Here is a 13,563-nt window from a genome sequence, read left to right as displayed (position 1 = left end):
AGAGTCTCACTCGCGGGAGGGGGCTTTTACTTTGTGGGGCTGTAGAGGGTCAGCAAAACCCCCGCGACAATCAGCAGGCACCCCAGCGCCAGCGGCCAGGTGAGCTTCTCCTTGAGAAAGACCACCGCCAGGATCGCGGCGAGCACAAAGCTGAGCTTGTCGATAGGCGCGACTCGTGAGACAGGGCCAAGTGCCAGGGCTTTAAAGTAGCACAGCCAGGACGCGCCGGTGGCGAGGCCCGAGAGGACAAGAAAGAGAAGGGTCTTTTGGGGAAGCGCGGTCAGCTCTCGTGCCTCGCCGCGGGCCAGCACCAGCCCCCAGGCCGCGACCAGCACGACACTCGTGCGCACCGCCATGGCTAAGTTGGAGGGAATTCCCTGAATACCGACCTTGGCGAGGATCGCGGTCAGCGCGGCGAAGCAGGCTGAGAGAAGCGCCCAGCCTGCCCAGCTCACGGGTTAAACGGCGCTCTCAAGCGCATCGAAGACAAGCCCTGCCCCGCCGTAGATCCCGGCATCGTCGCCCAGCTCCGCCGCGATAATCGGGCAGTCCTTGATGAGCGTGCTGGACGAGTTCGCCCACGCGGTCCGTCGGATCGGCTCAAAGAGAAGCTCGCCTGCACCCGAGACGCCGCCCCCGATCACGATCTTCTCCGGGTTGAGGAGCATCACCACAGACGTCACCCCAAGACCAATGTAGTAGCCGGTCTCTTCCAGCACCTCCCGCGCGACCGCATCGCCTTCGTTGGCAGCATCGGCGATATCTTTGGGGGTGATTCGGTGCCAGTCGTAGGCACAGCGTTCCGCCAGCACACTCGGTCGTCCCTGGCACAGTTTGCGGGAGGCACGCTCGCAGATCGCCGCGATCTGGGCCATGGACTCCAGGCTCCCGTAGGCAGCCGCCCCGCCCCGGTCTCCCGCCGCGATAATAATGTGCCCCAGCTCACCCGCACCGCCCGTGAAGCCGGTCCAGAGCTTGCCGTCCAGGATCAGCCCGCCACCAACACCCGTCCCAAGGGTAAACATCACCATGGTCCGCGTGCCGCGCCCCGCGCCAAAGCGGAACTCGCCCATGGCCGCGACATTGGCATCGTTGCCCATCAGAACGGGAAGCGCAGTCGCCTCCGCAATGGGATCGCCCAGGGAGATATTCCGGTAGGGAAAGCCATCCTCGTAGAAGTTCGGAGCCCAGAGAACCTTCTTGCCCGTGGGGTCGATATGGCCCGGCACTCCAATGCCAAGCCCCCCGATCTCGGCCCGGCTGACGCCCGCCTCAGAGATGGCTTCGTCAACGGCTTGTTTGATCTGTGCAACCGTGCGCGTCGCGCCCTCCAGCGCCAGCGACGGGCGTTTCCCGTGGCCAAGCATCTTGCCTTCGCGATCTAGTACCGCCGCGCGAATGTTGGTGCCACCCAGATCCGCTCCCACCACATAGCGGGCTTCCCGATTCCAACTCAACGTGTCCTACCTCCCAAAATCATCGGGTCAGTATAGCACGTCCAACCGTTATTTTCCGCTGGTGAGGGCATCGTTTTCCTGGACACGTTTCTGGGAATCTTTCTGGATCGCATCGGCCTGGTCGATCGTCCGGCGTGCGGTTGCCGTGGCTTCCTGGGGGGTCGCCTCACGCTCACAGCCACAGAGGGCTCCCAGAAGAAGAAGGAGTACGAGATACTTCATACCCCTATCTTCGGCGCGAGAGCCTATTTTCGGTAGCGTGAGCCCATCACGGCCTCGGTGGCGCGGCGGGCGATCCGGGTCACCCGGAGGCCCTCGCGCGCCGACGGCAGCGAGCCGAGCTTGCCGGTGTGGAGGGCATCGCGCCAAGCGGCGTACATCCCGTGGAAGTCCTTCTCGCTCGCGCCAGGGAGCTGGAGGGTTCCCTGGGAGTTGCGGACCTCAAAGAACCAGCCATCACGGACATAGCGGATGAGGCCATCGGTGCCGATCAGCTCGTAGGTGAAGAGATCGTAGGGGTTCTGTGCGGTGTGGGTGTAGGAGTAGCTAATCTCGACACAGGTGTGGCACTGGTTGGCATGGTCCATGTGGAGCCACATGTGCCCGGGGGCATCGTGCTCCTCGATCCAGGCGGCGGCGGCTTGCTGGCGCACGAGCTCCGAGCCGCTCCACCAGAGCGCGAGATCGATCTGGTGCACGCCGCAGTCCACCATCGGGCCGCCCTCTTCAAAGCGCCCGATGCGCCGCGCCGATTCGTAGTGGTTGCCGTGGTTATCGCGCTCCCACTTGCCGTGCAGGTTCCAGACATAGATCAGGCGCATCGCCCGGATATCGCCGATCCAGCGCTCCTCGACCATCTGCTTGATCTTCTGGGCGACCGGGCTAAACCGATAGCAGAGCGCGGTGGCGAAGAGAATCCCCGCCCCCTCGGCGATCCCGATCATCTGCTCGATCTCGGTCTCGGTCATGGCGAGGGGCTTCTCACAGAGCACGTGCAGGCCGTGGTTGGCCGCGCCGCGTAGGTTCTCCAGATGGTAGGGAGCCGGCGACGTGATCGTGACCGCATCGAGCCCACTGCGGTAGAACGCCTCGGCATCGGTGAAGGCCTGCGCCTCGGGGTAGCGTCCCGCCAGCCGCGCGAGTGCCTCGGGGTTGGGGTCGTAGAGCGCGGCCAGCGTCAGGCCATCGGTCTGGGCGACCGCGTGGGAGTGGCCGTAGTCGGCGACCACGCCGCAGCCCATGAGTCCAATTCGTTTCATGTTCTTCCTACCCCCTAGCCCCCGCCAAGCGGGGGGACAAAGAGGAAATTCCTTGTATTCCCCCCGCTTGGCGGGGGTTAGGGGGCTATTAGCTCACCGCGTGCCGTGCCAGGAGCGCATCGATCAGCCCCCCCGACCAGTTCTCACGCTCGTCTTCGTCGCGGAACTCAAAGCGAATCCCCGCACGACCGTCGTTGTCTTTCCACATCACATCGCACAGCACGAGCACGGCCTGCGACGCCGGAGCCTTGAGCCGGGCGGGCGTGGGGCCATCGGCGAAGGCAGGTAGGACGTTGAGCCGAGCACCGCCCACTCCCATGTCCAGCACATCGGCGGTCCTCCAGCCGTTGCTATCGTGGAGCTCCAGGGTCACGCCCTCGGGAATCGGCCAGCGGCGGAACTCCCGGCGGCGTGCGCCCTGCTGGTCGGCCTTGGGGCGGCGAAACGGCTCGGCGGCGCGCAGGCGCTCCAGCAAGGCCATGGCCTCGTCCTGTCGGCGCAGGATCGCCTCGACATCGTCGGGGATCTCAAACTCTTCTTCGTCTTCAAATGGCATGGTTGTATTATCGTCTCTAGCGGGCAGCTTCTTCACCATCGGCGTCCAGCATGTCCACGTAGACACCAGGCTCCGAGCCGGGGATCACCGTGGCACCGCAGCACTTCTCGTAGAAGGCGACCGGCCCGGCCCCGGCAATTATACCGTAGCCGTAGCCCAGCTCTTTGAGTCCATGGAGCGCGGCAAGCAAGAGCGCCGCCCCCACTCCCCGGCCACGAAAGGTAGGATCGACCCCGGTGGGGCCGAAAAAGCCGCGCATGGTCGCATCGACGCAGGCAAAGCCGATCACCCGTTTCTCGTGGATGGCGATCCAGCAGGTGATGGGCTGGCGGGCAAAGCCCGCCTCGGTCTCGTCGGCCCAGCCCTCGGAGAACGTCTTGGCGATAAAGCGTCGGGTACGGGAGAGATCGAAGGGAAAGGCGCGGCGCACGACAATCCCCTCGGCGCGCAGGCGGGCGAGTTCCTCGTCCACCGAAGGCAGCTTGTAGAGCGGCACGAGTAAGTCAGGCATGGACGATTGTACCTGGTATGAGCCAGGCATTGAAATACCCGTCTCGGGGAAGGGAGCGTCCCGGGGACGCGGGAGAGGCTGGGAGTTTATGCGTCCTCGGGACGCTCCTTGCCTTCTGCCGGGTATTTCAATGCACGGCAGGATATTGCCTCGGTTGCGGCGAAATGCGTTAACGTGCTATTATCACGGCGAATCCCCCCAACGAACTTGGGGGAGGTGGTACGAAGGAACTCCTCGATGATGACTCTTGCGCGCTTTGTTCGTCAGGCGACTTTTCTGCTGACGGCGCTCGTCGCAGTCTCTTCGTCGGTCCGGGCTGCAGTGGACCCGGCTCTGGCGGACAAGTACAAGGCCCTGGCGGCGAGTGTGGACAACACAGCGCTGGCGCAGACCATACGTGAGCTCTCCAGTAATGGCTCGCGTGTCGTGGGCTACCCCGGAGAGCGCAAGGCCGCCGAGTATGTCGAGCGCGAGTTCAAGAGCCTCTTTGGGGACTCTGCGGTCACCTCCGAGAGCTTCACCGCCACCGTCCCGATGGACAAGGGCGCCCGACTGGAGGCCAATGGCAAGACCTACCCGCTCTACTGCATCTGGCCCAACTTAGTGCGCACCAGCCAGCTCCCCGAAGAAGGGTTGAGCGGGCCGCTGATCTACGCCGGCAACGGACTCTTGGGTGCCTTCAACGGCAAGGATGTCGAGGGCTCGATTGTCCTCGTAGACTTCAACTCCGGCACCGACTGGCTCAACGCGCCGCGCCTCGGGGCCAAGGCCGTGATCTTTATCGAGCCCGACAAGACCATGCGCGGAGAGGCTGAGGCCAAGTTTGTCTCGATCCCTCTCTCCATCCCCCGCTTCTACATCAAGAAGAGCGATGCTGCCGCGCTCCAGGCCCTCGCGCTCTCCCGCAAGAGCCTCACCGCCAGCCTCCACGCCGACATGAAGTGGGAGCGGGTGCAGGCCAAGAACTTCCTGGGAGTCCTCCCCGGCCAGAGCAAAGACCCCAAGATCGCCAAGCAGATTATTGTCGTTCAGAGCTACTACGATGCCATGTCCGTGGTCCCCGGGATCGCCCCTGGTGCCGAGCAGGCGGGTGGGCTTGCGGGCCTGCTCCAGACCGCGCGGACGTTTAAGAAGCTCGGGCATGAGCGCACGATCTGGTTTCTGGCGACCTCGGGGCACTGCCTCGGGCTGCAAGGCGTGCGCGAGTTTCTGGACAACCACATCGACGACTGGCAAGTCCCGGGGCCGTTTGCCAAGCTCTTTGGGCAGGCGAAGGACCCCAAGGACCCGATCTATCTCTGGGTTGGCCTCGATCTCTCCAGCCAGACCCGTGCGCTGGGAATCTTCTACAAAGCCCACCTGATCAATGTGCGTGAGGACACCCAGAACCTCTTCTCCGATATCGCACGTGTGGCCCGTGAGAACAACGATAAGGTCGCCGAGACCCTCGGCTACGATGCCAAGAAGCGCTTCTCGGATGGGGTCAACCCGGTCGATGGCAAGAGCTGGCGCAACTTTATCCCCGGCAAGCCCGCCTTTGACTCCGAAATAGTGGGGATGGCCGGCGGCTTTGGGGTCACATTCTCCTCCATCGACGACTCCCGCAACCAGGTCGACACCCCGTTTGACACGCTGGAGAAAGTCAATATCGCCAACCTCGCGCTCCAGCTCAAGACCTTTGTTTGTCTGCTGCAGCACTATGTCAACGACCCCAACGACCAGAACGCTGATCCCAAGAAGCAGATTCCGCTCTACAAGACCTGCCAGTGGACCCGTATGGGCCTGCGCTCGGGCTTTGCCACCCTCAAGGGGCGTGTGCGTGAGTTCGAGCCCCGCCGCTCGCTGGTCCCCACCGACCCAGTAGACCGCGCGCTGGTTGTGGTTCCCAGCAACGCCAACACCAAGAGCTTTATCGGGGTGCGTGGCAACTTCATCCAGATGGTGGGCGACGACGAAGGCGGCTTCAAGGGCAAAGAGGGCAAGGCGAGCTTTGCCTTCAAGGGCATGCCTCCCACCACGGCAGACAACCAGGAGCACCGGATCGAGGCCTACCGCCTCGACCCCAAGACAGGTGATCTGGACTACGCCCCGGATAAAGGGGTCACCGGCGCAGCCTATCCCAGCACCTTCCGCATTACCACGGGCGAGAAAGAGGTCCTCTCGGTAGTCTTCCCGTGTGTGGCGACCAATATCTTCGACCTCGTGGACCAGCAGGCGCTTCGCACCCTCTCCACGATGACGATCTACGATGGCATCTCCAACGGCGAGCCGCGCCAGTTTGGCTATGCCCTCTCCAAGCCCGAGCCCGGTGTCAGCTATGTCGAGGACACCGCCGTCATCTTTGCCCGCCGCGGCGATGAGTACAGCATGGGCCAGGAGAAGAACGCCGCCACCAACAAGCTGCGCCAGTTCAAGATCATCATGGGCTCCGGCCCCGCCGCCACCCGCTTCCTCCTGATCAACTCCACCGAGAAGAACCCCGAGGGCGAGGGCTATGTGATGGGCGCGGGCAAGGGAGAGGACGCCATTGAGTCGTCGCGCTCGTCGGCGATTATCCACACCGCGCTCAATGTCGCCAAGGACATGTGGAAGCTCGATGACTTCCGCATCCAGCGCCTGATTACCAACAATATTCGCAACCGCGGGATCGAGGGGCTCCACGCCAACGCCAAGGAGTTTATCGACAAGGCAGAGGCCGCGCTCGCCGCCAAGGACTACCAGAGCTTCGATACCTACTCCCGCGCCGCCTGGGGCTACGAGAGCCGCGCCTACCCGGATGTCACCAAGACCCAGCAGGACGTGGTCAATGGCGTGATCTTCTACCTGGCGCTGATGATCCCCTTTGCCTACTTCCTAGAGCGCCTGCTCTTTGGCTTCTCGGACCTCAAGCGCCAGCTGGGCGGGGTGTTCTTGATCTTCTTGGGCATCTTTGGCATCTTCGCCCTGATCCACCCGGCCTTTCGCATCACCCTGAACGCGGGGATCATCCTGCTGGCCTTTATCATGATGGCCCTCTCGGTGCTGGTGACCGTCTTGGTGTGGCAGAAGTTCGAGCAACAGCTCAAGCAGCAGTCCAAGGAGACCCAGGGAACGCACTCTCTCGATGCGGGCAAGGGCTCGATTGCCATCGCCGCTTTTGCACTGGGCGTCGCCAACATGCGCCGTCGCTCAACCCGCACGATCCTAACCTGCGCGACCCTGATTTTGCTGACCTTCACGGTTCTGGCCTTCACGTCGATTGTCCAGGAGCTACGCTTCAACCAGGTCCCCGCGCCGGGCAAGCCGCTCTACAATGGGATCCTCCTGCGAGACCCGAACTGGAACGCGCTCCAGCAGGTGGCCTACCGCCTGCTCGACGATGAGTTTGGCAAGACCCGCCTGGTGGCTCCGCGCGGCTGGTTCCTGGGGACGCAGCCCGGGGAGCAGACCTTCCTCACCCTCAAGCGTGCCGACCGTGAGTTTGGTGCCAAGGGCGCGGTCGGGCTCTCGGCCAACGAGGCCAAGGTCACCCATGCCGCCGATGCCCTGGCCGCCGGCCGCTGGTTCGCTCCCGGCGACACGCTGGTGATGATCCTGCCCCGGAAAGTCGCGGACAACCTGCGCATCACGGACTCAGATGTGAGCAATGCGTCGGCGAAGGTGAGCTTCTCCGGGCAAGACTACACGGTGATTGGTATCTTGGATCAGGACAAGTTCAAGCAGATCCTCGACCACGACCAGGAGCCGCTCACGCCGGTCGACTTTGTGCAGATGCAGCAGCTCCAGAAGCAGGGCAAGACCGATAGCTCCAGCGGCTTCCAGCAGTATCTCCACCTCGACAGCGACGTCATCTTCTTTGTCCCCTACCAGACCCTCATCAACCTGGGCGGCGACCTGCGCTCCGTGGCGATCGGCTACGGCGACGACGAGAGCGCGGTGGTCAAGGAGCTCAAAGAGAACCTGATGAAGCGCTTCGACATGAACCTCTACGCGGCCTCCGAGAAGCTCGGGGAGAAGCCGGGCAAGATCGAGCGGTTCTCGTCGGTGGGCGCGACCAAGGGCGAGGACTTTGGGACGATCCTGATCCCGATTCTGATCGCGGCGCTGATTGTCCTCAACACGATGCTGGGCTCGGTCTTTGAGCGTGTGAAAGAAATTCACATTTTTAGCTCGATTGGGCTCTCGCCGGCCAATATTGGGACGCTATTCATGGCGGAGGCGCTGGTCTACGCCATCCTGGGCTCGGTCTCGGGCTACGTCTTGGGCCAGGGCATCAGCAAGCTCCTCTCCACCTTCCACCTCATGCAGGGCCTCTCCCTGAACTTCTCGTCGGTGAGCGCCGTGCTCTCCACCCTCGTGGTGGTAGCGGTGGTGCTGCTCTCGACCCTCTGGCCGGCCAAGAAGGCATCCGAGGTCGCGAGCCCGTCGAGCAGCCGCACCTGGTCCGTGCCCGAGCCCGTGGGCGATGACTGGCAGCTCCAGCTCCCCTTCGCCGTGACAGGAAACCAGGCAGTGGGTGTCAATGGCTTCCTCGCCGAGTGGTTCCAGAGCTACGAGGGCTACTCGGTCGGGGACTTCATCACCGAGGGCATCACGCGAGAGACCTTCGAGACCCCCAACGGCACCGCCTATAGAATCGGCTGTAAGGCATGGCTAGCGCCTTTTGACCTGGGTGTCTCCCAGATGATTCGGCTTGAGACCCTGCCCACCGACTTCGAGGATGTCTTCGACCTGAAGCTCACCCTCCACCGGGTCTCGGGCGATGTCTCCAACTGGAAGCGTGTCAACCGGCGCTTCCTCAACACCCTGCGCAAGCAGTTCCTGGTCTGGCGCACCCTGACCGCCGCGGATCGTGAGCGCTACCTCACCGAGACCGAGTTCACGAGCGTGGAGGCGTAAAATGGCAAACGAAATGGAAGAGAACAACCACAGCGCCCGCGAGGCCCACCCCTCCGAGGAGGTCGCAACGCCTCGCCACAGCGACCACGAAGACCATAGTGTCTCCGACAGCCGCGACTTTATCGAGGCGGAGTCCGAGGGCGATGACAACACGTTTGAGGAGGGCTTCACGGGCAAGACGATCCTCGGCTCGATCTTTGTGAGCCTGATCATGACCGCCGGTGCGATCTACCTTGGGCTGGTTGCGGGCTCGGGGCTCGGGGCGGCGTCGCAGTGGGTAACCATTGTGCTGTTTGCCGAGATCGCGCGCCGCTCGTTCTTGCCACTCAAGCGCCAAGAGATCTTCCTGCTGTACTACGTCGCCGGCGGCCTTGCGGCCGTCGCAGGGGCGGACCGTGGCATCTCAGGAGGGCCGTTTGGCTGGCTGATCTGGAACCAGTACTACATCCAGAGCCCACAGGCCGCCTCGATCGCCAAGGAGATTCCCTGGTTCTCGACGCCCCAGCCCGGCTCTGCCGCGCTCGACCAGCGCAGCTTCTTCCATCCTGCGTGGTGGGGGCCAATCGGGGTCATGATGGTGCACCAGACCCTGGAGCGCCTCTCTTGGCTTCCGGCAGGCTATATTCTCTTCCGTGCCACCAGTGATGTCGAGCGCCTCCCCTTCCCCCTGGCCTCCGTCGCCGCTTCCGGGGCGACCGCGCTCGCCGAGGCCGGAAGCAAAGAGGACTCCTGGCGCTGGCGCATCTTCTCCACCGGGACCGTGATTGGGCTGATCTTTGGCGCGATCTACACCGCCATCCCGATCCTGACCGGAACCGCGTTTGGTAAGGCCGTCACCCTTATCCCGATTCCGTTTATTGACTTCATGTCGTCCACGGAGAACCTTCTTCCCGCTGCGCCCGTGGGCTACTCGGGCGACCTGGGCAAGATTCTCACCGGCTTTGTCCTGCCCTTTGAGATGGTCTTTGCTAGCTTTATCTCGTCGGTGATCTGCCAGATTGGGCTCAACCCAGTGCTCTACCACCAGGGGATTCTCAAGCAGTGGCATCCGGGAACCGAGTCCATTGAGACGCGTGTCGTCAACCACTTTGACTTCTGGCTCTCGGCGGGTGTGGGCATCCAGCTCGCGATTGCCTTTATCGGGATCTATATCATTGTCAAGGGCTCGATCGAGGCCTCGCGTGGGCTGAAGCGCGAGACTCGGGGTGCCTGGCACGAGGTCCCGGCAGGCCGCGGCGATAAAGCAGGCTGGTGGAAGATTGCGCTGGGTATCTGGCTGGTGGCGACTGTCGCCTATATCGCCTTCACCCACTACCTGATCCCCGCGTTCCCGGTCTGGCTCCTACTGGGCTATGGGCTTCTCCTGACCCCACTCAACTCCTATGTAGCGGCCCGTATGTTTGGGCTTACCAGCCAAGACGCCCAGTTCCCGTTTGTTAAAGAGCTGACCGTGATGGAGTCGGGGTACAAGAAGATCGATGTCTGGTTTGCCCCCCTGCCCATCCACGACTACGGCTCTCTGGCCCAGCGCTTCCGTGAGGTCGAGCTCACCAAGACCAAGTTCACGTCGATTCTCAAGGCCGAGGCCCTGATGTTCCCGCTGATCATGCTCGGGGGCTTTATGTACTGGTCGTTTATCTGGGGCACGAGCCAGATTCCGTCCAGCCAGTATCCCTTCGCCCAGCGCATGTGGCCCTTGATCGCCTCGCAGCAGGCGATCTGGAACCAGATCAATAAGTCCGGCGGCGCGGCTTGGGTGCTGGACTCGATCAAGCCGGCCTTCATCGTGGGCGGCGGCGTGGCGACCCTGGCCCTCTACGGGATCATGTATGTCGCCAAGCTCCCGATGCTGGCCTTCTACGGCGCGGCCGGGGGTGCCAATGCGCTTCCCGCCGACACGATCCCGACCTTTGTGGGTGCCTGTCTGGGTAAGTACTACTTTGCCAAGCGCTACGGGGTCGAGAAGTGGCGCAACTACGCCCCGGTTCTGCTCGCGGGCTTTGCCTGTGGCACGGGCCTGATCTCCATGGCCGCGATTGCGCTCGCGCTGATCGCCAAGGCGGTCCAGCCGCTTCCCTTCTAGATGCTCATGACTGCAGCCCCCGTTAAAGACACTCCGAGAGAGGCGCGACGACAGACCAGGCTTCTGGGCTGGCAGGGCTTTACCCTGTCTGTCCCGGAGGGCTGGGAGCTCTCGGGGTTCTCGGGGAGCTTCGACGAGGGCTACCTGCGGGTCGATGACGGCCGGGAGCAGGGCCTTGAGCTCAAGTGGGCGACCGAGCCGAAGAAGACTAAGAAGCCTCTCGATGTGGAGGTGCGCGCCGAGTCCTATCTGGCCTCCCTGAGCCGGGCGGCAAAGAAGAAAAAGCTAGAGTTTGAGAGCGAGCTCACCCCGCTTCCTCGTGGCGTGCAGCGCACGGAGCGCACGGGCTTTGGGTTTAAGTGGACTGGGGATAAGAAAGCCTTTGGCGCGCTCTGGCACTGCAAAGAGACCCGACGCGTGGTGATCGCCCAGGTGATTGGGGACCGGAGCGGGCGCAAGGGGCTCGCGGGGGTTGCGGAGAGCATCCTGGCGTCTATCGAGAACCGTGATGCCGAGCCTGGTTGGCGGCTCTGGTCGCTCTTTGACCTGACCTTGGAGCTCCCCAGCCGCTACCAGCTCGCCAGCCAGCAGCTGATGAATGTCTACCTGCGCCTCTCGCTGGCCGATGGGATGGACAAGATCGGGATCGAGCAGTGGGCGGTCGCCAATGTGGCACGCCGCGATGCCTACCTCGACTCTTGGGTGGAGGCCAACGCCAAGGGCGACCTGACCCAAGCCCGCTCCCAAGTGGAGGAGGCAAGCGTCCAAGGCCACGAGGCGATCGCCCTGGACGGCGGACTTGCCTTCGGTCAGCCCTGGGTGCAGGCCTTCCGCGATCTGATGAGCCTCCATGTTCCTGCGACACGCTTCTCGGCGCGGGCGTGGCACTGTGAGCCCTCCAACAAGATCTACCTCGTGCAGAGCCTTCGCCCACGCCGCGCCACCGACCCGGTCGAGGAGATTGTCGCCCGGATGAGGTGCCACGTATGAGCGTGATCGGCCAGCTCCGCGCTGTCATCGAGCAGAAGAAGAACCGTCCCAGCCGGATGCAGGTCCTGACCGCACGGCCGGTGCGCCACCCGCTGATCGCCTGGTCGCGCGAGCCCACCCGCCAGGAGGGCCTACCCGAGCTGGTGCTGGTGCGGGTTCCTCGCCGCCAAGACCGCTGGGGCAACTTTATCGCCAAGTGGTTCAAGCTCCCGGATGACAAGAAGATCGAGCTGGACCAGATCGGCTCCGATGTCTGGGAGCTGTGCGATGGCACTCATAGTGTGGAGAGTATTGCCAGCCGCATTAGCAAGAGCTACCAGCTGAATAAGCGTCAGGCGGAGGCATCGGTGACTGCGTACTTGAAGATGCTGGCGGATCGGCGGCTGATCGGCCTACAGACGGGGACGACCAAGAAAAAATGAGCAACACCACAGACCATAGCAAGAGTGGCATCAAGCGGGGGGTTCAGCTCCCCTTCAAGAAGGCCTTTGAGTTCGCGCTCAACACGATCAAGATTCGCTTCTGGCGCTCGATGATCACCGCCGGGGGCGTCTTTTTAGGAATCGCCTTTTTAGCGTCGGTGCTGACCGGCAAGGCGGTGGCGGGGCCCAATGTCGCCGCCGATGAGGCCGCGCGCAGCAACTGGCTGGTGGGGCTCTCGCTCCTGGTGTGCGCTGTGGGAATCACCAACGCGATGCTGATGAGTGTCACCGAGCGCTTCCGTGAGATCGGGACGATGAAGTGTCTGGGCGCGCTGGAGCAGTTCGTGGTGAAGATCTTCCTGATCGAGGCCGCGCTCATGGGCGCGATTGCCTCGTCGCTGGGCTATCTCATCGGGACTCTCCTGATGATTGTCACCAAGTACTTCTCCTACAACCCTAAGACCGCCTTCCACGGCGAGACCTGGAGCGGTGCCTACACCGGCGCAGACTTTGGGCTGAACCTTGTGCTGTGTGTGGGAATTGGGATTGTCCTGACCATGCTAGCCACTCTTTTCCCGGCGATCACCGCCTCGCGCATCCCCCCCGCCGCGGCGCTACGAAGCGATGTTTAGAGCACAAAAACTATGAGCAACGAAACCACCAACGAATCCGGCAAGATCGAGTATGTCGTCCGTGCCAAGGACCTGACCAAAGAGTTTGTGATGGGCAATGAAGTAACCCGCGCGCTCAAGGGAATCTCCATCGACATCAAGCGCGGCGAGTACATCTCGATCATCGGCCCCTCGGGCTCGGGCAAGTCGACTTTCTTCAACATGATCGGCGGCCTGGACCGGCCCAACAGCGGCTCGGTCTTTATCAACGATGTGGACATGGCGCAGCTCGATGCGACCGAGCTGGCGTTTCTTCGCTGTCACACGATTGGGTATATCTTCCAGACCTTTAACCTGATCCCGGTGATGACCGCGCTGGAGAATGTCACCCTACCGACCGTCTTTGCGGGAATGCCCAGCGAAGACGGTGTCAAGCGCGGGATGGAGCTCCTGGACACGGTCGGGCTGGGGCACCGCTACCACCACAAGCCGGGGCAGCTCTCCGGTGGCCAGCAGCAGCGTGTCGCGATTGCCCGCGCCCTTGCCAACAATCCCTCGATTATCCTCGCCGACGAGCCTACGGGAAACCTGGACCAGAATACGGGAACGGAGATTATCGCGCTCCTCCGCCGCTTGAACCAGGAGCACAATGTCACGATCATTACCGCGACCCATGACCCGAAGATGATCCGAGTCTCGGACCGGGCGGTGATCATTCGTGATGGCCTGATCGACAAGATTCAGGACCGATCGGATATCGAATCGGAATTTACAAACGACGGTCACTAACGACCTA

At 62.8% G+C, this 13,563-nt stretch carries 12 protein-coding genes; 6 read left to right on the top strand and 6 right to left on the bottom strand.

Going from position 1 to position 13,563, the window contains the following annotated elements:
* Window positions 1-26 precede the first annotated feature (26 nt).
* From HNQ39_RS26280 to HNQ39_RS26255, 6 genes are all read right to left on the bottom strand, one after another.
* A complete protein-coding gene (locus HNQ39_RS26280; RefSeq protein ID WP_184203575.1) occupies window positions 27-455 on the bottom strand; it encodes an EamA family transporter in 429 nt (142 codons plus the stop codon).
* Between the two features lie 3 nt (window positions 456-458).
* A complete protein-coding gene (locus HNQ39_RS26275) occupies window positions 459-1,457 on the bottom strand; it encodes an ROK family protein (RefSeq protein WP_184203574.1) in 999 nt (332 codons plus the stop codon).
* A gap of 48 nt (window positions 1,458-1,505) precedes the next feature.
* A complete protein-coding gene (locus HNQ39_RS26270) occupies window positions 1,506-1,679 on the bottom strand; it encodes a hypothetical protein (protein WP_184203573.1) in 174 nt (57 codons plus the stop codon).
* Window positions 1,680-1,702: 23 nt separating this feature from the next.
* Entirely contained in the window at window positions 1,703-2,716 is a 1,014-nt protein-coding gene (locus tag HNQ39_RS26265) for a Gfo/Idh/MocA family protein (protein ID WP_184203572.1), read from the bottom strand.
* Between the two features lie 88 nt (window positions 2,717-2,804).
* A complete protein-coding gene (locus HNQ39_RS26260; protein ID WP_184203571.1) occupies window positions 2,805-3,272 on the bottom strand; it encodes a PilZ domain-containing protein in 468 nt (155 codons plus the stop codon).
* Between the two features lie 16 nt (window positions 3,273-3,288).
* Window positions 3,289-3,783, bottom strand: coding sequence for a GNAT family N-acetyltransferase (locus HNQ39_RS26255; RefSeq protein WP_184203570.1), 495 nt, complete (start codon window positions 3,781-3,783; stop codon window positions 3,289-3,291).
* A 237-nt stretch (window positions 3,784-4,020) separates the two neighbouring features.
* Here HNQ39_RS26255 and HNQ39_RS26250 point away from each other — a divergent pair, with 237 nt between their 5' ends.
* Genes HNQ39_RS26250 through HNQ39_RS26225 form a run of 6 tightly spaced genes read left to right on the top strand, consistent with a single transcriptional unit; the run spans window position 4,021 to window position 13,556 of the window.
* Window positions 4,021-8,661 carry an FtsX-like permease family protein gene (locus HNQ39_RS26250; RefSeq protein ID WP_184203569.1) on the top strand — a complete coding sequence of 1,547 codons (4,641 nt, stop codon included), beginning with the start codon at window positions 4,021-4,023 and terminating at the stop codon, window positions 8,659-8,661.
* A 13-nt stretch (window positions 8,662-8,674) separates the two neighbouring features.
* Window positions 8,675-10,744, top strand: coding sequence for an OPT family oligopeptide transporter (locus HNQ39_RS26245; protein WP_184203568.1), 2,070 nt, complete (start codon window positions 8,675-8,677; stop codon window positions 10,742-10,744).
* Between the two features lie 6 nt (window positions 10,745-10,750).
* Complete coding sequence (locus HNQ39_RS26240; protein WP_184203567.1) at window positions 10,751-11,734, top strand: hypothetical protein; 984 nt, start codon at window positions 10,751-10,753, stop codon at window positions 11,732-11,734.
* Entirely contained in the window at window positions 11,731-12,156 is a 426-nt protein-coding gene (locus HNQ39_RS26235; RefSeq protein ID WP_184203566.1) for a PqqD family protein, read from the top strand. Before HNQ39_RS26240 ends, HNQ39_RS26235 begins: the two co-directional genes overlap by 4 nt.
* Window positions 12,153-12,788: an ABC transporter permease gene (locus tag HNQ39_RS26230; RefSeq protein ID WP_184203565.1), complete on the top strand. Its 636-nt coding sequence runs from the start codon at window positions 12,153-12,155 to the stop codon at window positions 12,786-12,788. The genes HNQ39_RS26235 and HNQ39_RS26230 overlap by 4 nt, the downstream gene beginning before the upstream one ends.
* A 12-nt stretch (window positions 12,789-12,800) precedes the next feature.
* Window positions 12,801-13,556 carry an ABC transporter ATP-binding protein gene (locus HNQ39_RS26225; RefSeq protein ID WP_184203564.1) on the top strand — a complete coding sequence of 252 codons (756 nt, stop codon included), beginning with the start codon at window positions 12,801-12,803 and terminating at the stop codon, window positions 13,554-13,556.
* Window positions 13,557-13,563: the final 7 nt, after the last annotated feature.

The organism is Armatimonas rosea (assembly GCF_014202505.1).
Classification (GTDB): Bacteria; Armatimonadota; Armatimonadia; order Armatimonadales; family Armatimonadaceae; genus Armatimonas; species Armatimonas rosea.
This window is presented reverse-complemented; position numbering and strand designations above follow the sequence as displayed.

Excerpts from the sequence above, each read along its gene's own strand:
- HNQ39_RS26270 (WP_184203573.1), bottom strand. The coding sequence starts at position 1,679 with ATGAAGTATCTCGTACTCCTTCTTCTTCTGGGAGCCCTCTGTGGCTGT.
- HNQ39_RS26265 (WP_184203572.1), bottom strand. The coding sequence starts at position 2,716 with ATGAAACGAATTGGACTCATGGGCTGCGGCGTGGTCGCCGACTACGGC.
- HNQ39_RS26260 (WP_184203571.1), bottom strand. The coding sequence starts at position 3,272 with ATGCCATTTGAAGACGAAGAAGAGTTTGAGATCCCCGACGATGTCGAG.
- HNQ39_RS26255 (WP_184203570.1), bottom strand. The coding sequence starts at position 3,783 with ATGCCTGACTTACTCGTGCCGCTCTACAAGCTGCCTTCGGTGGACGAG.
- HNQ39_RS26250 (WP_184203569.1), top strand. The coding sequence starts at position 4,021 with ATGATGACTCTTGCGCGCTTTGTTCGTCAGGCGACTTTTCTGCTGACG.
- HNQ39_RS26245 (WP_184203568.1), top strand. The coding sequence starts at position 8,675 with ATGGAAGAGAACAACCACAGCGCCCGCGAGGCCCACCCCTCCGAGGAG.
- HNQ39_RS26240 (WP_184203567.1), top strand. The coding sequence starts at position 10,751 with ATGACTGCAGCCCCCGTTAAAGACACTCCGAGAGAGGCGCGACGACAG.
- HNQ39_RS26235 (WP_184203566.1), top strand. The coding sequence starts at position 11,731 with ATGAGCGTGATCGGCCAGCTCCGCGCTGTCATCGAGCAGAAGAAGAAC.
- HNQ39_RS26230 (WP_184203565.1), top strand. The coding sequence starts at position 12,153 with ATGAGCAACACCACAGACCATAGCAAGAGTGGCATCAAGCGGGGGGTT.
- HNQ39_RS26225 (WP_184203564.1), top strand. The coding sequence starts at position 12,801 with ATGAGCAACGAAACCACCAACGAATCCGGCAAGATCGAGTATGTCGTC.